Here is a 17,853-nt window from a genome sequence, read left to right as displayed (position 1 = left end):
AGAATTACAACACAGGCAGAGTCACTCTAAGCTCAGTGCCCTGTGCTTCTCCCATTGTCTGGCTGTGCAGTGTGAAGGTTCCTCCGAGAGCCTGAACCCGCTCGCGCATCCCACGCAGACCAAATCCATTGAGTGTCAGCTCCGGCTTAAAGCCGATACCATTGTCCCTGACAATCAGCTCAACCTCTTCCCTGATGTCGATACGGATGCTCACTTCGGAGGCCCTGGCGTATTTCACGATATTATTGAGTGCTTCCTGGCAAATCCGGTACACAGTCACACTCATGGTGTCACTGAGTGCAGCCAAATCCTGGCCGTTATGGTGCCAATCAATAATGGTCTCTATACCGTGACTTTCGCACTCGAGTTCTCGGACCAACTGGTGCACGGCATCTTCAAGGCCGAGATCATCCAGTGACTTCGGTCTCAGCTGGGTCAGCAGTCCCTTGGTGGTATCGTAAATATTCAGTGACAGCGACTCAATCGTGGTTGCACAAGTCTTCCCCATCGGCGTATTTTCAACACGCTGGATAATCGAGGCCTGGGTACGAATCGCCGTGATGTTTTGCCCTATTTCGTCATGAAGCTCGCGGGCAACTTCGCGTCGGACCGATTCTTCGGCCTTTACCAGCTGACGGGATAAGCTATGGTTACGGACCAGTTCATGGCGGAGCTGCTGGTTCAGCTCACGCTGGCGCTGGATCCCCATCCCCAGCAAAATGCCTGTCAGGCTCTGGGCCGATAGCGACAACAAGAGATCGGTGATCTCAAGGTTGCTGCCCCCGGTTCTGGCCGCAATCAAGGCCACACTGTTTAGCAAGGTGCCCAGCAAAGCGCCCTGCCAGCCATACCGAAACGCCAGAAGAATGATCGGGATTGCCAGGCAGAACGGCGCAAACCGGCGCATCTCATCAGGCAGGCCAAGCTGAATCGCAATACTAACCATAAACAACGAGGCATAAAGCACCACATGCCGGCTTCGCAGCTCAACAGGGCGAGACACCAGACCGACAGTCAGCGGGATCCACGCTTTCTGAAACAAATAGCTCCAAATCAAATAGCAACTGGGCACCAGCATCAACCCGCCGGTAATGCTGACCAGCAGTACCATCAGGCTATGGTTGCTTTGTGAGGCGACTGCCAGCGTATTTATCAGCGCCGTCAGGCCGATCACTGCCCCCATGACGCATAACCTGCGCCACTGGGTGCCGTAATAATATTGATGGGCCAGCCACAGGACCGGCAGGCTGAGTAAACTCGCGGCAATAACCGACACCCACTGTGGCTGTTCGAGCATCACGGCCAAAGAGACAATCAGCCACCACTCCGCCCCGTATATAGCCGGCCAGTATTGTTTGGGGGCATGAAGAGATATCCCCAACCTCATCGCAAAGGGAAAAAATAAGACGGCCAGCTCGGGATCGAGTGTGAAGTAAAAGCCAATGATCCACAGACAAAACCAGCTGCAGGATATCAGCAGCCAGCTACACAGGGAGGTAATAGCAAAATTACGCATCAAAGCGCCTCAGAAGCGAAACACTTTGCCAGCTCGACATTATTCTTGACGTTCAGTTTGTCCATCGCATTGGCACGATGAACATGAACCGTCTTATGGCTAAGGCCCAGCTTGGCTGCCACCGTCTTTACATCCAGCCCCAATGCCAGCATCTCGCCGATCTGACGCTCGCGCTTGGTCAGTTGGGTCAGCTGCTTTCCACCACGATCGGGGGAAGCCAGTTTCAGCGCAATGTCAGGCGTCAGATAACAACCGCCGGTTGCCGCTGTTCGTACCGCCTGAATTAATTCATCCGGGCTACAACGCTTGCTCAAATAGCCCCTGGCCCCTGCTTCCAGTGCTTTTTCGACAATCGCTACCGAGTCATGGACACTCAGCATGATGCAGGCGATTCCTTCCGGCAGATCGGCCAGCAGAGACAAGCCGCTTTCGTCCGGCATCGAAATATCCAGAATACAAACCGTAGCCTTGCTGCCCGGAATGCCCAGCCTTGCTTCCTGAGCAGAGCCAAATTCCCGGACAACCTCTATATCGGTTTCCAACGACAGCAATTGGGCAAACCCAGAACGCACAATAATGTGATCATCTACCAGTACGACTTTGATCATCTAGCACCACCCGGCCACAGCAAAAAGAGGCATAAGCTACATCCATCCGCCCTGACAGGCAAGAGCGAAAAATGAAATCCCAGCATTCATTACATCCCTTATCACAAGAAGCAGTCAGGTCCACTTCCCATATATTCATAAAGGCATAAAAAAACCACCCAGAAGGGTGGTTTATTGAGTCAGAGCAACTTAGGCAAGTTCTACTTCAGTCTCTTGTAGCAGGCGCTTCTCGCGACGGATTTTCTTCTCTTCCGCGATAGCAACAAAGAACAACAAACCGATACATACTGCGGCTGAAGTATCCAGAGCCGCAAAGGTACCCTGCCAACCTGTCAAACCGAAGATAGGCGTACCATCGGCAATCATACCCAGACCAAGCTTGGCAAAACTGTCACCAATCAGGTAGGCAAACGTACCTTTGATACCGTCGGCAACACTGATCGCTTTCTTCGGAACAAAGCCAACGGCAGCAACACCGATAAGCAGCTGAGGACCGAACACCAGGAAGCCAAGTACAAACAGAGAACCCAGGTACATGTACTCAGTTGTCGCGGTCTGATAGAACTCAAGCGCAAAGATGATTAGTGCCAGAGAAACACATGCGACAAGGGCACGACGACCATTGGCCAAATCAGACAGGTAACCCCACATCAAGGTACCGACCAGAGCACCAACCTCGAACATAGTAAAGCCCTGGATAGCCGTTTCCTTCGAGAAACCAAGCTCCTGATAGGCGTAAACTGTCGACCACTGGTCAATACCGATACGTACGATGTACAGGAAGATGTTGGCAAAACACAGCAACCAGATAATCTTGTTCTTCAGCACGTATTCCATGAAGATTTCGCGCTTGGTCATCTGGTTTTCTTCAGCGTTGACATCCTCTTCGCTGACTTCTTCACCGAACAGTTCCTCGGCCTTGCCCAAGCCGTAAGCTTCCGGTGAATCACTGCCGTAACGCAGACCGATAAAGCCCACTACCAGAGCAATGATCGACGGGAAGACAAACATACCGATCACGTGACCATCAAACAGGTAGTTCGCACCGAACAGGGCAACACCTGCCGCACCGGCACCACCGACATTGTGTGACATGTTCCAGAAGCCCAGGTAGGTACCCCGCTTCTTACGCGGTGTCCACTTGGTAATGGTAGAGTAACTAGACGGACCACCGGTACTCTGGAAGAAACCGCTCAGACCATAGAAAGCAATCATCAGGAACAAGCTCACACCTGAACCGCCCATGCTCACACTGAAGCCCAGCATCGCAATACCAGACAGGATCAGCATGAACGGCAGAAACTGCTTGGTATTTTTACCATCGGCATAATAAGAAACGGCTGTTTTACCAATACCGTAGGTGATAGAGAAACCCAAACCAATCATACCTAGCTCTGTCATCGACAAGCCGTAGGTTGAAATCATGTCGTTTTGAGCAACATTGAAGTTTTTGCGGATCAGATACATGGTCAGGTAGCCAATAAATACAACCAGGTACGATTGCATGAATGGCTTAAACCACATCTTGCGGCGCTCTTCTACAGGCAGATCCAGCGTCGGCTTTCTGACCTGCTCCAACAATTTAAACATGTGAAACCCTCAATTTTCTAATATAAAGCCTACTTACTGAATACCTGGCATGTCCTGTTCACCACCGAACTATCAGACGGCATTCAGTAAGCAGACTCCTGGAGATCATCGGGAGCAAAAGAAATAGTTATGCCCATACCGAAACCTCGGCAACCCGCCAAACAAGGCGTTTGAAGGCAAGGCATAAGGATGTTCAACCCGATTGACTGAAGATTTTAAAGACGGTCAGGTTTACTGGCTTGAGAAGCCGACCTAAAACAATTAGGAAAGATTCCTAGTTTTTGCATCTTGGCTGGAAAAGCGTGAAAGTAGTCACATTAAAAAGATGGGGATAAAAGAAGAGAACTATAGTGTGTGCGAATCAATAAACAGAAAAGCGAGAGCTGAACACCCTCGCTTTGTCAGTCCCAGGAATTGAAGCCTGTTAGTACAGCGGCATTTCGTCTGCCACAAACGGATTTGACACCCGCTCTTTGCCAAATGTCGACATCGGGCCGTGACCCGGTACAAAGGAAACATCATTGCCAAGCGGCCACAACTTGCCCTTGATAGAATTGATCAAAGTCTGAAAATCGCCTTTCGGGAAATCGGTACGACCAATCCCGCCATTGAACAGCACATCCCCCACGAAGGCAACACTGGCTTCGGCACTGTAGAGCACGACATGACCCGGCGTATGCCCCGGCGTGTGATACACACTTAAAGACTGATTGCCGACGGTGACCACATCACCTTCTTCCAGCCACTGATCCGGATCGAAAGCTTCTGTCAGCGGGAAACCAAACATCTCGCTCTGACGAGGCAACCCCTGCAGCCAGAATGCATCCTCTTTATGCGGACCAATCACAGGTACACCTAGCTCAGCCGCTAACGGCGCGGTACCGCCGACATGGTCAAGATGGCCATGAGTCAGGATCAGCTTGGTGACTGTCAGCCCCAGTTGCTGAACCTTGTTTTTTAGCAAATGAATATCACCACCGGGATCGACCAAGGCAGCTTCATTGGTTTCATCACACCAAATAACCGAACAGTTTTGCTGAAACGGGGTAACTGGAACAATTTCAAACTGGAGACTCATAGCCCTTTCCTAACTCACAATAATCTGGGGGCAGGATAACACGCCACAGGCAGTAACAACAAAATCCCAGATACAACAAAGCCGGAATCTATCAAGAGAGGGAGATAGAAACCGGCTTTGGAATTATTCGACAAATATTACACTCAACTCGGTTGGCAGTTCGACCTTTATCACTTACCAACGACGAACCGGGCCTGTATCAATATGGACAAAACCACTCTTCGGGTAATAGCCTACGCCACCGAGGCGTAACTCGAGGGCAGCATTGCGCACCTTGGACAAGGGCACCCCTTCAAGATTGAAGTCAATGGCTTCGCCTTTCATATGGTAGCTCTTTTTTGCCACCCCGCCATTTTTCTGCAATGCTTTGTTGGTCTCGGGAGAGCGGTAACCGGAGATAATCCGCACCTGGCCCTTGTGCCCTAAACCCGCCTGTATTTCGGCAATTGCATCAAACAGACGGCGATCCATGTTTGCCACTTCATTACGGCGGAAATCACGGCAAATATGGTTAATTCGCTTCAGTTCTTGCTTGATATAACTTTGACCATCAAAGTACTGGGTTTCCAGATCTTCTTTAGTATGAATATTACACAGCGAAATCTTTCTCGCACTCGTTGCTTTGTACGGGCTAGCCAATGCCACTCCTGGCAATAAACATGCGCCAACCGCCAGTCCCCCAGCAACCAATAACTGGCGGCGCTTGTAATCAATCTCAGACATCCTAAACTAAACCACTTTCTTGCTAATGTCGGGCCAAAGCCATGAATCGAAAAGCAAGATACCGTTCAGTTTTTGTTCAGTCAAATGTGTTAAACGCAATAAAACGCTTAATTATTGTACCGCCATCGGCTAATGACTGACTTATAAGAAAATTATTCGTGGTAAATAATTGTGAATTTTTCTTCTTTTTGAGACATCTCACTCATTTGATCATAGCTATAGACATCATCACGAAAATTCACCAAACCCTGATTGTCTACCCAGGCTGTCTGATAAATCAGATGCACCTTAACCCGGTTGTTGAGTCCGACAGTTTTGGTTTTCGTCCTCGCCTTGAGCTCGTTGACACGCTGCTCGGTGACACCCGAGTAAGTCAGCAAAATCATCGCCAGGTCATCGGCATGCTCGACCCTGACGCAGCCTGAACTGAATGCCCGCTCGTCTTTGTTAAACAGGCTTTTGGCCGGTGTATCATGGAGGTAGATCGAGTTATCGTTCGGAATATTGAACTTAAAGCGACCAAGGGCATTTTTCTTGCCCGGTTTTTGCCGTAGCCGATACGGGAACGCTTTTGCATTGACAATTCGCCAGTCGATGGTATGGATCGGGATCTGCTCCGAACTTGTCCAACTGCGGATGACCCTGAAATCATTCCGGTACAGGTAACCTCGGTCATACCTGGCCTTGGGCAGAATATCTTTACGCATGATAGAAATCGGCACGTTCCAGTACGGGTTGAAGACAACCGATGCCACCGTCGAGGTCATCAAAGGGGTACGGCGACTGGGCCTGCCGACGATCACCTTGCTATCCAGCACATGTTTGTTATCCAGCCACAACGTCAGCTCATAGTCAGGAATATTAACAACAAGCATGGAGGGCTGATCGGCCGGCCATAGATGCAGTCGCTGCGCATTGAGTGCCAGGATCCGAATACGTTCTTTTGCCGGCATCGCCAGCCAGTAACGGGTTTTGGGGCCAATGGTGCCATCAACCTTGAGGCCATGTCGCTGCTGGAAGCTTTTGATAGCATTAACCAAGTCGATGTTGTAAGTGCGTACCTTCGCCTCACGCAACTGTTCTGCCTCGTAATCCTGCAAATCGCCAAGATTTTCGAGGATTGTGATCAAGCCGTCAGGGTTCTTAAGCCGGGTGCCAAGGCGGATAATCCCCTGCTGATAAAACCCGGGCCAGCGCTGGCTGGCGGCCTGCTCCAACTCCTTGATCGCCAGTTCGATCTGCGTATAGCGATCATCAGCCGGTTTTAGCCCGGCGACAAAAAACCGCAGCCTGTCGACCTCAACAGCACTGAGCAACCGCTCAAGCCCTACCGAAGAGGGAGCAGGCAGGCGCGACTCGACCCCGGCACCGAACAACCATCCGCGACCGAATTCAGGCAGACTTTCGATATAGCTCATATAAGCCAGCAGCGAATCGGTTGCCAGTAAGTCGTACTGGCGCCAGTCGTTAGAATTTTTGAAGTGTTGCAACAACGAGTAACGGCGCGTGTAGTCAGCACTAACGCCAGACTGCGCCAAGAGCCTAAGCTGCTCATCAAACTCATTGGCAGTAAAGGTGTCTTGCCAAAGCGGCGTATAGCCGATGGCATGGTATAACTGGGCAAGCTTATCAATATAGCGAATAGCAGAAACATCATTTGCAATTTCGAGTACCCACTGTTTCGCCTTTTGCTGTTGCAAGACATCTTCAGCGGGTTGCTGTAGCGAAGCGCCTACAGCCAAGTGGGATGATGGCGGTAGGCTTTCCGCCGACACCGTCTGTGTACAAGTGACCATCAGAACAAGCCCGATACAGCTAAGCTTTGACATTGCCATGAGAGATCCCCGTCAACAACATTTTAAGTATGGCAAACTCGCAAAATAACGGATTTAAATTTAGCTTCGGGGAACTCGCGGCAATGTTTCAATTCTTAAACTCAATCCATTTCGTCAGAAAAGATACAGGCAGCAGAAAAGGCCACCAGCATCCTATCCTTTTGAGTTAACTCAACAACACAGGTACTGGCAGACTCTATTGGAGATAGCCAAATTATTTTTACAAAAGACTGGAAAAAGGCATTAACTTGGCAAGACGTTCCAATGGTTATCCCACATAACCGGGCTTTGGTAGGCACGAACTTGCTTGGGCGGGGTAATTGTCAGCACTTTTCCTGAGCCCGAGCCGACCAACCACTCGCCATCAATCACACCGACACCGGAGGCATCAATCAGGGGTTTGATCTCAACCAGCTCCATGCTCGCCTCATGCCAGATACCATAACAATTTCCCCGCGGGGAGGTCGCCAGCAAATAGCCATCGACACTGGCAATACTGGCCACATAGTGGTTGAATCTCAACCAATGTTCATCGTCAGCCTTAAGATGTCGCAACGGCTGGCCACGACGATGCAGCGCCACCAGAGGGGCAGCCTGTTCAGGCTCGCCGCGGTATTGCTGCCCGCAGGCGATTTCACCGGTATCCGTGACACTCAGGTGACGGATACTGAGCCGTTTATCCTCCAGCTCAACGCGTTCCAGCACGCCGCCGGTTTGAACATCAAGATACACCAGCGCCGGCTGCATTGAATCCAGATTGAGTGGCTTTCTCCCCTGGGTGTGTACTCCGCCAACACCAATAGCCAGCGTATGCTCATCGGCTAACACGACTTCATGAGGGCCGATACCAAATCCCGTAAACTCGGCAACCTTGGCCATCCCGGCCTTAACGTCATAGACCCCAATCACCCCTTCGCTACTGGTCTTAACGCCTTCGGTCGCATAGAGATAATTGCCATCTGCCGAGAACACGCCATGACCATAATAATGGCGCTGGGGATCGGCGACCCTGATCGGCCACTCTTGCCCGCCCTGATAATCGAATACTTGCAAGTACTGCCCCGGACGACGACTAAACGCCGCCGCCAAGGTACCGTTAGGCTGTATAGCAATGCCGTGTCCACGACCCGGTAGCGCGAATTGATATATCGGCAGGCCATCCTGGCTGGCAACAACCACACTGTAACCACCAACAGGAGTACGGCTGCACCCGATGAGCTTCGGTGTCAGACGCTGTGCTGTCGCACCCGTCGAGCAGGCCGACAGCAAGCCGGCTGCCGGGACGACTGCCATCGCCCCCAACGCCGTCCGTAGCAGTTTCCTGCGAGTATAATCAGTCACCATCGGTTGCATTGAACCCCACCACTATACCCAACTCTGCTGCTACATCATCCTGCAGCGCGATCTGGATATATTCCAGCCCGTTGTAAATATTCAGCAACTCGCGGTAGCCTTCTTTGGTCTTCAACATCGGTACCATCGCGTCCGTTTCAGGCCAACTTTCCAGCAAGGAGGCAAAACGATTGCTGATCTGATCGGCCGTTACGCCATAACCACGCTGGCGTAATAACGCATCAAGCCCCCTGCCATCAGCCATATAAAGCTGCTGCATCGCTTCCACATTGATCTTGAGGTTGCCAAGCGAAGTCTGCGAGCGCCAAGATTCAGTCTGATAGATCTTGGGCGCCCCCGGCTTTCCTAGCGGACGGGTCAGTTTCTTCATACTGTAATCAAGCTGGTTGTTCAGTGCACCCAGATACTCACCGAGGGCCATCTGCGGCGTTAACTGCTGCCACGGATTTGGCCGCCACGCTTTCGTCAGTTGCTCGCCACTTTGCTGCAGACGATCCCCGACAGCTTCCGCCAGCTGACATCCCTTGCCGCTTTGCAGCAATGTCGGCTTTTCATACAAGAACCACTCAACAGCCCCCAGCCCCTGTACCGCAACACTTTGCTCAGCAATATCGGCTGCCGTCCATTCTGTATCCTGCTTCAGTAGCTGGTTAAGCTTGCGTCCGGTTGTATTTTTCTTGTCAGGCCAGAACTGGATTTGCCAGCTTAGCGCCAACGCCTCTTCACTGCCTTTCTCGCGCCCCTGCAGTGCCATCCACCTGTGCATCACCTGCTGCCAGGATTGACGGGCGGCCTCCAGTTGATTCTCATCATAAGACTGACATAAGGCGGTGAGCTCACTATTGACCTGACGAGAGGCATCTGCAAACAGCTCCGCCGCCTGCAGGTGCTGCTGATGAATCGTACCGGTCATGCTTTGCTGCTGATCATTACACCCGGTAACAGCCATTGCGATTGCAACCGCTGATAACGATGTTACTGATAGTTTCATGTCCGCTTCCTTTTACAATGACTGCAGAAATGCAATCAGGGCATCTCGGTCCGTTTTCGACAATGTCAGCACTTTGTCACGGCTTTGCTGGGCCTCTCCGCCATGCCACAGCACAGCTTCCATCAAGGTTCTCGCCCTGCCGTCATGCAGGAAGTTAGTGTGACCGTTAACTTCCTCGGTATAACCGATTCCCCACAGTGGCGCTGTTCGCCATTCACGACCGTTGGCCAAATACTCACCGCGATTATCGGCCAGTCCCTCGCCCATATCGTGCAACAGCAAATCGGTGTACGGATTAATTAACTGCTCGGACAGTGCCGGCAGCTCGGCATTTTTAGCGGTAGTAATCTGGCTGCGGTGGCAGCTATCGCACCCGACTTCTGCGAAAATGGCTTCGCCTTTCATCACTCGCGGATCAGTAACATTACGGCGTGAAGGCACCGCCAGGTGCTGTGAGTAAAACTCGACAAAATCCAGCACATTGTCACTGACTTCTGGTTTTCCGCCATCTGGAAGCTCATTGCATATCGACTGCTGAGAAGTACAATTTTCATTTGGGAACAGGTTGCTTGTCAGACCAACGTCACCATTGAATGCGGCGGCATTTTGCTGCATCAGCGTAGGCTGGCCGGCTTTCCAGCCAAAACGACCGGTTACCAGTTGCTGTTTCTCAACATCCCAGACTTTATTTAACTTGCCGGACACACCCTGGGCCGCATTTTCCTGCTCCCTCGCGATTGCCACCAAAGTCGCCTCCGGGATCTGCTCGAGCAGGCCAAGCCCGATCATCGGCGGGGCAATACGGGCCGACATCAACACATCGGAATGAAGCGGGCCGTAGTTCAGCTCTGTAATCGCCAGTTCAGGCTTACGCAAAGTCACCACTTCGCCATCGGCGAAGGTCACTGGCACATCGCTATAGGTAAGTTTGATCTGCCCTTCCGGCCTGGCCCCAGAAATGGAGAAATCCTGAAGCTGACCACCATAGGTTGGTTCCGGAATTACACCATCGGTGATCACGGCTTTCTTTTGCTCAGCGGTCATGGCAGGGATACTGAGGCGAACCAGCATCGAAACCGCATTACTGTCGCCCGGCTCAGGCGGATGACCCCGACCGTCCTTTATATGGCAGTTCTGGCAACCATTGGTATTGAACAATGGCCCTAAGCCATCACGGGCATCGGTCGTTGCCGGAGCCTGAACCCATGGATTACGGAAGAAACTGTTACCAACGCTGAAATCAAGGCGCTTTGACAAAGGCAGGTTACCTGCTGGCAACGAAAATGCGTTCGGCCCCGATTTTTTGACTGTGGTATCCCCTCCCGACTTCAACGCTTTAATCACACTTGGATCCGGCTTTTCTGGCGCAGAACCGGCATTAGAATCTTGGGCATTAGCGACAGTAGAAATTGCAGACAAAGAAAGAAACGCTGCGGCAAAATACAACTTCATAGCTCACACACTCATTTTTATATGACGACAAAAGGGCTCGACCGAGCCCCTTTCAATTAATTGTGGTTATCAGGTGTTTCTGATAATTAAAACTGGTGATCAGCCGTATCCGGGTTCAGGTTACTAACACCGATAATAGAGGCTGCACGCTCAATTTCTGCCGTCTGCTTAACCAGCGCCATGATAGATTTTCCGACCAGGGCATTACCTTCCTTGTTGCCAGATGCAATCAGCTGATCAAAATGTTGATTTTGCTTTTCTGCAGATTGAACCAGGGTATAAACCTGGCTACGGGCACGGTCAAACTCAGCCTGGATCTCTTTCGCAGCCTGCTTGTCTTTCTTCTCGACAAGATCATGAATGCTTGGACCAGAAACCAGCGTTCCGTTCACGCGCATATAGGTACCGGTATATACGTTGTAGATACCTTGCTCGTTATAGTAGTGGGAGTAGTGAGTGTTGTCAGAGAAACAATCGTGCTCGTCTTCGGTAGAGTTCGCCTCTAGCGCAACCTTCATACGCTCACCGGCCAGCTCGCCCAGAGAAAGAGAGCCCATACCGAATAGCATTTTACGTAAACCGTTGTCTGCCGAATCAGCCAACAGTTCGGTACGGTAGTTAGACGCGACGTCAGCAGACCACTGCTGTTCCATCCAGCTTAAATCGGCCTGCAGCAGCTCAGAAGCCGCCTTCAGGTAATCACGACGACGTTCACAGCCACCATTGGTACACGCTTCACCGTAGGCGAAGTCAGTGTACTGACGCTCACCGGCACCGTTGCCAGTGCCATTGAGATCCTGCCCCCAAAGTAGGAATTCGATAGCGTGATAACCGGTTGCAACGTTCGCCTCAGAACCGCCCAGCTCATTCAGCTCGGCCAGTAGTTCAGGTGTGATTTTTTTCACATCAATCTTGGCATTGCCGACTTGCAGTGACTCGTTACCGATGATGTTAGCCTGCGCGCCTTCATTGCCCAGCTCATACTGATAATCATCAGCAACGTAATCGATCAGGCCCTCATCAAGCGGCCAGGCATTAAGTTGTCCTTCCCAATCATCGACAATCGCATTACCGAAACGGAATACTTCAGACTGTTGGTACGGTACACGTGCCGCTTTCCACGCTTCACGCGCTTTGGCAAGGTTTGCTTCCGATGGGTTGGCGATAAGTGCGTCAAGTGCTTTGTCCAATGACTTCGCTGTGATCAGAGAGTCACTAAATACGCTGTGAGCCAGATCGGCGTAATGCTCGACAACCTCTGCTTTAGTTGGTGCCGCCTGCGCGAAAACTGGAAGTGTCAGTAATGACGCCGCAATAAGGTTGCGAGTGAATTTATTATTCATTGTGAGTTACGTCCTTTATATGAGCTGCTTTACCATAATCACTAATACGTATGTTAGTGATAATCATTTTTATTCACGCATGATAGCCATGATTTTTACATTTGGGAATAACTAATCACTTCATGAATAAAAAAAATAACCATACCGCTCAATTAAATAACCAAAAGATGCCGCGCTGTCTAAATTCCGCGCACTTTGCTAACATATCCAAGATTCTGATTGTTCTTCAATTGACACAAAACACTATCAATCGAGGCCTCCCCAAGTGCCCTTTCGTTGAGTTAATGGTCCTTGGCGACGATAATGAGGTTGAAGAACCACGGTTTTGTCGTGTTTACAGCAACTAAGCCTTTAATGTTTATCAATATTGATGTACCTTCGCGACACTAATTTGGGAGAGTTAAATGGACAAGCACGAAGAAGTCCTCATTGCCCTTCGACAAATTATTCGAGCTATCGATTTACACTCGAGAAAACTCAATAAAGTCGCAGGACTCACGGGGCCTCAATTAGTTTTGATGCGAGCGATTCGTGACTCAGGTGAAGTCACCATTCGCCAGCTATCAAACAACACAAACATGAGCCAGGCGACGGCAACGACGATTCTTGACCGTTTGGAAAAACGTGAGCTGGTCGTTCGTGAACGAAGCAAGCTAGATAAGCGAAAAGTACATGCTTACCTGACAGAAACCGGCAAAGAAGTGCTTGCCAAAGCACCGCTTCCGCTTCAGGAGAACTTTGTTTCCCGCTTTCAGGAGCTTGAAGAGTGGGAGCAGTCGCTGCTGTTATCATCCGTACAGCGGATCTCTTCCATGATGAACGCTGAACACCTTGATGTTGCCGCAGTACTGGAAGTCGGTAGTATCACCAAGCAAGAAGAAATAGCCCCCTAGTGTCAAATAGCCGGCTTGCCGGCTATTTGCTCCAAACTTTATGCCCATCCTGTCTGCCCACTTAGTCACTCACCATCTTAATCATGGAGTACAGCTATGTTACTTGAAGGCATAGAAACCCTGCTGGTACTGGCTAAAGAAGGGACCATGAGCAAAGCCGGCAGCTCTCTGTATATCAGTCAGAGCGCCGTCAGCAAACGTATTGCAAGGCTAGAGAAAAAGTTGGGAAAGAAGCTGATTGAGCCTTCCGGCCGCCGGATAAAACTGACCGTAGACGCCGTCGCCCTAATTGACAATATCGGCCCCAGCTATAAAGAAATCAAAGGGCTGATCTTTGATCAGCAGAGCTTCCAGGACCACACCATCATCACCCTTGAATGCTCAGAAACCCTGGTAGCCGGTTACCTTGGCGAAATGATGGGTAACTATATTAAGACCGACCCCTACATTTCCATTGCAACCCACCATACCCCGGTCATTGTCGAAAAAGTACAATCGGGAGAGGCGACCATCGGCTTTTGTGCCGGTCACCTGCCACCGCAGCACGGGCTGGCTGCCCGCCATCTTTTCGATGAACCCTTTGCGGTGATCAGCCACCAGCCCCTGCCGCAAACGCCGCAAGCCCTGCTGGTCAATGACTTTCAAAATCCGGCCAACGCCAATCAGGCCAGCCTGCTTCAAAAAGTCGGTATTGTTCCCTTGATGGAGATGGACTCCTACACGGCCGCAGCCCAGCTGGCACTGGGAGGCGTGGCCCCTGCGCTCGTACCGGCCTCTATCGTCAAAACGCTAAAGATAGATCCGGCATTTTGTCACCATTTTGATTTTCTTGATGAGCTCACCCGTCCGGTACACCTTTGCTACCGACAAAGCAGCTATCAGTCAGCGCGGATCCGTACGCTTATTGAAACCATTGCGGATGTTGTTCCAACAACAGCTTCACCGCCATCACCATCGAAATAATCACCACCATCGGTCGAATAAGCTTTCTACCTTTAGTCACCACAACCCTGGCACCAATACGGGCTCCCAAAAAGCCACCTACTGCCATCACCAGGCCAATTTCCCAAACCGGCAACCCGGCAAAAATAAAAAATAACAGCGCAGCAAAATTTGAGGTGAAGTTAAGCACTTTTGTTCTGGCTGTCGCTTCAACCAGTCCCAACTGGGCAATGACAACAAAGCCGACGGTGAACAAGGAGCCGGCTCCCGGGCCAAAAAAGCCATCATAAAAGCCGACACCGGCACCGACGGTCAGGGCAAACGCATTGTCCGATAGCTTAGGTGCCCCGCCTCCCTTGCCAGCCTGAGGTGCCAGCAAAAAATAGAGTGAAATACACACCAGCAAGACAGGGATCAGGCTTGTCAGTACGCCGGCCTCAATACGCTGGACAAGTTCAGCCCCGATTGCCGAACCGACGAAGGTACAGCCAATCGCATTTCGCATCTGGCTCAAGTTCACCAGGCCATTTCGCACAAAATATAATGAGGCTGAAAAGCTCCCGAATGCCCCCTGTAGCTTGTTTGTCGCCAGTGCCTGGGTCGGAGGCACACCTGCGGCCAGCAGTGCCGGAACGGTCAACAATCCACCGCCACCGGCAATTGCGTCAATAAACCCGGCCAACCCTGCCACCAAAAACAACAAGGCAATAATATCGTACGAAAAATCCATGTAGCTATATCTCTTCAGCCATACATAATGAGCGTGAAAGTTATCATTGCGGCCTGATCAGGAATAGCGAAACATAGGACGACAACCTATTCCCGATAGGAATCAGTGCATACAAGGTGTAACTTGATGTATTACTGATTAATCAGGGTACGGAGTGTCTGCCAGACCTGTTCGCCTGCCGGGTGGAGACGGGCCTGATACCGGTAAGCATAATAAGTGATGGGCAGCCTTAAGTGCGGCTCCCCGACGACCGCCACTTTGCCTCTCGCCAGCTCATCCTGTATTGCGTAATCCGGCAACCAGGCCACGCCCTGCCCCTGCAAGACCAGTACTTTCAGCAAATCGGTCATTGACGACAGAAACACTGCCTTCAGGTTCACCTGGTCACGAATGGCTTCTACCTGCCGTCCCATATAGGAACTCGGGCTATAAGCCAGCCAGGGAAGCTCCTTGTTGTTACTGATCTGATAGAGCGGCTGGCCATCGCTATCGCATGCGCAGACCGGTAGCAATTCAGCCTGTCCAATCTGCAAAGACTGGTACGGCGGCAACCTTAGCAGCTCATCGTCAAAAGCCAGCAGTATGTCACAGCCCCCTTCCTGCAGCTCTTCAATCGCCTGATCAACATCAATAGCCTCAACACTCAATAGCGGACTGTGCTTGCCGGCCAGCAACTTGGGCTGAATAGAAGGCACAAGGTTGGTTGCCAGCGAGTGCGCCGCGGCAACGCGGACTATATTGCCGCCCAGCTTGGATAAATCCGACAATTGGCCAACGCCGTCCATCATTTGATTAATCAGGGTACGGGCCGTGATCCGGAACAGACGGCCACTTGGGGTCAGGGCAACCGGTGTCTTGCTTCTGTCAATCAACTCAGCCCCGACAGTCTGTTCCAGGGCTTTGATTCGGCGACTAAAAGCGGGCTGGGTCACATTGCGGATCTGCGCGGCCTGCGAGAAATTCCGAACATCAGCGAGAGCGAGAAAATCTTCCAGCCACTTACTTTCTATATTCATAACTATTTGCGTAGGGAAAAAATGCAGTATAACGAAGCCGTATAATTAGACAGACACATTTCAACCACCAGCGATCACAGTTTTGACAATTACCCATACCGATCAGGCATGACAGTCCCAGCAACGGCATTTCTCATCAAAATAGCCTCGTCTTATAGTAAACACAGTTAAAAGTACTGCAGGAATGAGAGCATGAGCAGAAAATTAGGAATTCTTGGTGGCATGGGGCCATTGGCAACGGTTGAATTTATGCAAAAGATTATTTCTCGAACACCTGCTCACAATGATCAGCAGCATATTCCGATGCTTGTTAGTAATAACCCGCAGATACCAGACCGCACCGCTTACCTGATCAGCAATGGTGAAGATCCCTTCCCGGTCCTGAAACAGGGAATGGAGCAGCTGCAGCAAGCTGGCGCCGAATGCATTGTTATGCCCTGCAATACGGCTCATTACTGGTATCCCCGCCTGACCCAACTGTGTAATGTCCACACTATCAGCATTATCGACAGTGTCGTGAATGAAGCCAAAGAACGCCAATACCGCCAGGTGGGTGTACTTGCCACAACCGCAACCATGATGACTCGGATGTACCAGTCCAAACTGGCCCAGCAGCAGATCAATGCCCTCGAAACATCTGAGTCTGAGCAGCAGGCTGTGATGGATGGCATTTATGCCGTCAAAGCCGGCGACGTCGAACTCGGCAAGCAACTAATGCTGCCCGTATTTGAGGCAATGCTGGAGCGCGGTGCGGAAGCCGTCATCTTTGGCTGTACCGAAATTCCTGTTGCGCTGGCTGAGCAGACTCAGTCCCGCCCTGAATGCTGTCTGGATTCACTCGATATCCTAGCGGAGCAATGTATTCAATGGGCGCAGGAAGACGCTCCAGAGCTCGTCGCCTAGACACGCTGTTTCGCTTTAGCAAACGACGGAACTGTTATACTTACTAATGCCACAACATAAAATACGGCATTAGCTGAAGGCAGAGAATATGGCCAGTTTTGCCCGACATACACTTAACGAGGCGAGAAGAATTCAGCCCTATGACTGGGATGAATTTGTCGAAAAGGCCATTGAAGCGATAGACGAATTCTTTCGCCAACACTGGGACAATACGTAACTAAAGCAATCAAAGCTGAAGCAATCAAACAGGTGGAGTAGCAATACCCCGCCTGTTTGCCATTTTACAGATGCTGATTCCGGGTTATCGATTCCGGCACATCTCAGCCGGAAATGATAACTGCACCATCACATAGCGCTTGAACACTTCCTCGTACCCCTGATCATCCAGAGCCTTTTGCATACAAAGCAACCAGGCTTCTTTTTCAGCCACCCCAATCGCCAGGTGGCGGTGGGCGCCGGGGATATTCATACTGCCGTATTTTTCAGCATAGCGAGACGGGCCTCCCATCCAGCCGACCAGAAATGTCGTCAGCTTTTCTCTTGATTCGGTCAAATCCTCGGCATGCATTGCCCGGATTATTTCGGCTTCTGGCAGAGTGTCCATATACTCGTAAAATGCTTCGACCAGCTTCTTAACGCCCGCTTCGCCACCGGCGGCTTGCAGGGTACTGTCTCCAACACCGTATACAGGTGCAGTGGGTTTACTTACTGCGGAAATATCTTCTTGTTGAGGCTTCATGTTACTTCTTACTACTTATTATTAATGTACCGATTCATTGTATAGCAAGGCCCATCGCCATCATTAATAGAATGATCACAGAACGGTGCCCTCGCCATAACCAATCGAGCAACCACCGATAAAGAGCTACCACACAGCAGC

At 50.9% G+C, this 17,853-nt stretch carries 17 protein-coding genes; 4 read left to right on the top strand and 13 right to left on the bottom strand.

What is annotated here, in order from left to right:
* Positions 1 to 4 precede the first annotated feature (4 nt).
* The 10 genes from uhpB to EIZ48_RS00780 all read right to left on the bottom strand — a co-directional run bounded on the left by uhpB (position 5) and on the right by EIZ48_RS00780 (position 12,489).
* Positions 5 to 1,516 carry a signal transduction histidine-protein kinase/phosphatase UhpB gene (uhpB, locus tag EIZ48_RS00825; RefSeq protein ID WP_160648242.1) on the bottom strand — a complete coding sequence of 504 codons (1,512 nt, stop codon included), beginning with the start codon at positions 1,514 to 1,516 and terminating at the stop codon, positions 5 to 7.
* The gene (gene uhpA, locus EIZ48_RS00820; protein WP_160648241.1) at positions 1,516 to 2,124 is read right to left on the bottom strand and encodes a response regulator transcription factor UhpA; all 609 of its coding nucleotides are present in this window, start codon (positions 2,122 to 2,124) and stop codon (positions 1,516 to 1,518) included. The genes uhpB and uhpA overlap by 1 nt, the downstream gene beginning before the upstream one ends.
* Before the next feature lie 189 nt (positions 2,125 to 2,313).
* Positions 2,314 to 3,714: a hexose-6-phosphate:phosphate antiporter UhpT gene (gene uhpT, locus EIZ48_RS00815; RefSeq protein WP_160648240.1), complete on the bottom strand. Its 1,401-nt coding sequence runs from the start codon at positions 3,712 to 3,714 to the stop codon at positions 2,314 to 2,316.
* Between the two features lie 424 nt (positions 3,715 to 4,138).
* Positions 4,139 to 4,792, bottom strand: a complete 654-nt coding sequence (locus EIZ48_RS00810; protein ID WP_160648239.1) for an MBL fold metallo-hydrolase — start codon at positions 4,790 to 4,792, stop codon at positions 4,139 to 4,141.
* Positions 4,793 to 4,966: 174 nt separating this feature from the next.
* Positions 4,967 to 5,515, bottom strand: coding sequence for a peptidoglycan L,D-endopeptidase MepK (mepK, locus tag EIZ48_RS00805; RefSeq protein ID WP_160648238.1), 549 nt, complete (start codon positions 5,513 to 5,515; stop codon positions 4,967 to 4,969).
* Between the two features lie 152 nt (positions 5,516 to 5,667).
* Positions 5,668 to 7,350 carry a L,D-transpeptidase family protein gene (locus EIZ48_RS00800; RefSeq protein WP_160648237.1) on the bottom strand — a complete coding sequence of 561 codons (1,683 nt, stop codon included), beginning with the start codon at positions 7,348 to 7,350 and terminating at the stop codon, positions 5,668 to 5,670.
* 243 nt (positions 7,351 to 7,593) lie between these two features.
* Positions 7,594 to 8,703 (bottom strand): DUF1513 domain-containing protein, encoded by a 1,110-nt coding sequence (locus EIZ48_RS00795; RefSeq protein WP_192928414.1) that lies wholly within the window; start codon positions 8,701 to 8,703, stop codon positions 7,594 to 7,596.
* Positions 8,684 to 9,694 (bottom strand): imelysin family protein, encoded by a 1,011-nt coding sequence (locus EIZ48_RS00790; protein ID WP_160648236.1) that lies wholly within the window; start codon positions 9,692 to 9,694, stop codon positions 8,684 to 8,686. Before EIZ48_RS00790 ends, EIZ48_RS00795 begins: the two co-directional genes overlap by 20 nt.
* A gap of 12 nt (positions 9,695 to 9,706) precedes the next feature.
* A complete protein-coding gene (locus EIZ48_RS00785; RefSeq protein ID WP_160648235.1) occupies positions 9,707 to 11,146 on the bottom strand; it encodes a di-heme oxidoreductase family protein in 1,440 nt (479 codons plus the stop codon).
* Positions 11,147 to 11,232: 86 nt separating this feature from the next.
* The gene (locus EIZ48_RS00780; protein WP_160648234.1) at positions 11,233 to 12,489 is read right to left on the bottom strand and encodes an imelysin family protein; all 1,257 of its coding nucleotides are present in this window, start codon (positions 12,487 to 12,489) and stop codon (positions 11,233 to 11,235) included.
* A gap of 404 nt (positions 12,490 to 12,893) precedes the next feature.
* Between EIZ48_RS00780 and EIZ48_RS00775 the strand changes: the two genes are divergently transcribed.
* Both EIZ48_RS00775 and EIZ48_RS00770 read left to right on the top strand, forming a co-directional pair.
* Entirely contained in the window at positions 12,894 to 13,382 is a 489-nt protein-coding gene (locus tag EIZ48_RS00775; RefSeq protein WP_075766463.1) for a MarR family winged helix-turn-helix transcriptional regulator, read from the top strand.
* 96 nt (positions 13,383 to 13,478) lie between these two features.
* Complete coding sequence (locus EIZ48_RS00770) at positions 13,479 to 14,345, top strand: LysR family transcriptional regulator (protein WP_160648233.1); 867 nt, start codon at positions 13,479 to 13,481, stop codon at positions 14,343 to 14,345.
* Here the strand turns inward: EIZ48_RS00770 and EIZ48_RS00765 are convergent.
* Positions 14,284 to 15,054, bottom strand: a complete 771-nt coding sequence (locus EIZ48_RS00765; protein WP_160648232.1) for a TSUP family transporter — start codon at positions 15,052 to 15,054, stop codon at positions 14,284 to 14,286. The two genes, EIZ48_RS00770 and EIZ48_RS00765, sit on opposite strands and share 62 nt — an antisense overlap.
* Before the next feature lie 131 nt (positions 15,055 to 15,185).
* Entirely contained in the window at positions 15,186 to 16,070 is an 885-nt protein-coding gene (locus EIZ48_RS00760) for a LysR substrate-binding domain-containing protein (RefSeq protein WP_160648231.1), read from the bottom strand.
* A gap of 192 nt (positions 16,071 to 16,262) precedes the next feature.
* Here EIZ48_RS00760 and cuyB point away from each other — a divergent pair, with 192 nt between their 5' ends.
* Together cuyB and EIZ48_RS29655 are read left to right on the top strand one after the other, a co-directional pair.
* Positions 16,263 to 16,973 (top strand): cysteate racemase, encoded by a 711-nt coding sequence (cuyB, locus tag EIZ48_RS00755; RefSeq protein ID WP_075766467.1) that lies wholly within the window; start codon positions 16,263 to 16,265, stop codon positions 16,971 to 16,973.
* An 88-nt stretch (positions 16,974 to 17,061) separates the two neighbouring features.
* On the top strand, positions 17,062 to 17,190 hold the full coding sequence (locus EIZ48_RS29655) for a hypothetical protein (RefSeq protein WP_275690343.1): 129 nt from the start codon (positions 17,062 to 17,064) through the stop codon (positions 17,188 to 17,190).
* 84 nt (positions 17,191 to 17,274) lie between these two features.
* Here EIZ48_RS29655 and EIZ48_RS00750 read toward each other — a convergent pair whose 3' ends face one another.
* Positions 17,275 to 17,712 carry a group II truncated hemoglobin gene (locus tag EIZ48_RS00750; protein WP_160648230.1) on the bottom strand — a complete coding sequence of 146 codons (438 nt, stop codon included), beginning with the start codon at positions 17,710 to 17,712 and terminating at the stop codon, positions 17,275 to 17,277.
* Positions 17,713 to 17,853: the final 141 nt, after the last annotated feature.

This window comes from Photobacterium alginatilyticum, assembly GCF_009910675.1.
Lineage (GTDB): Bacteria > Pseudomonadota > Gammaproteobacteria > Enterobacterales > Vibrionaceae > Photobacterium > Photobacterium alginatilyticum.
The sequence above is the reverse complement of the archived record's forward strand: the minus strand, read 5'-3'. Positions and strand labels throughout refer to the sequence as shown.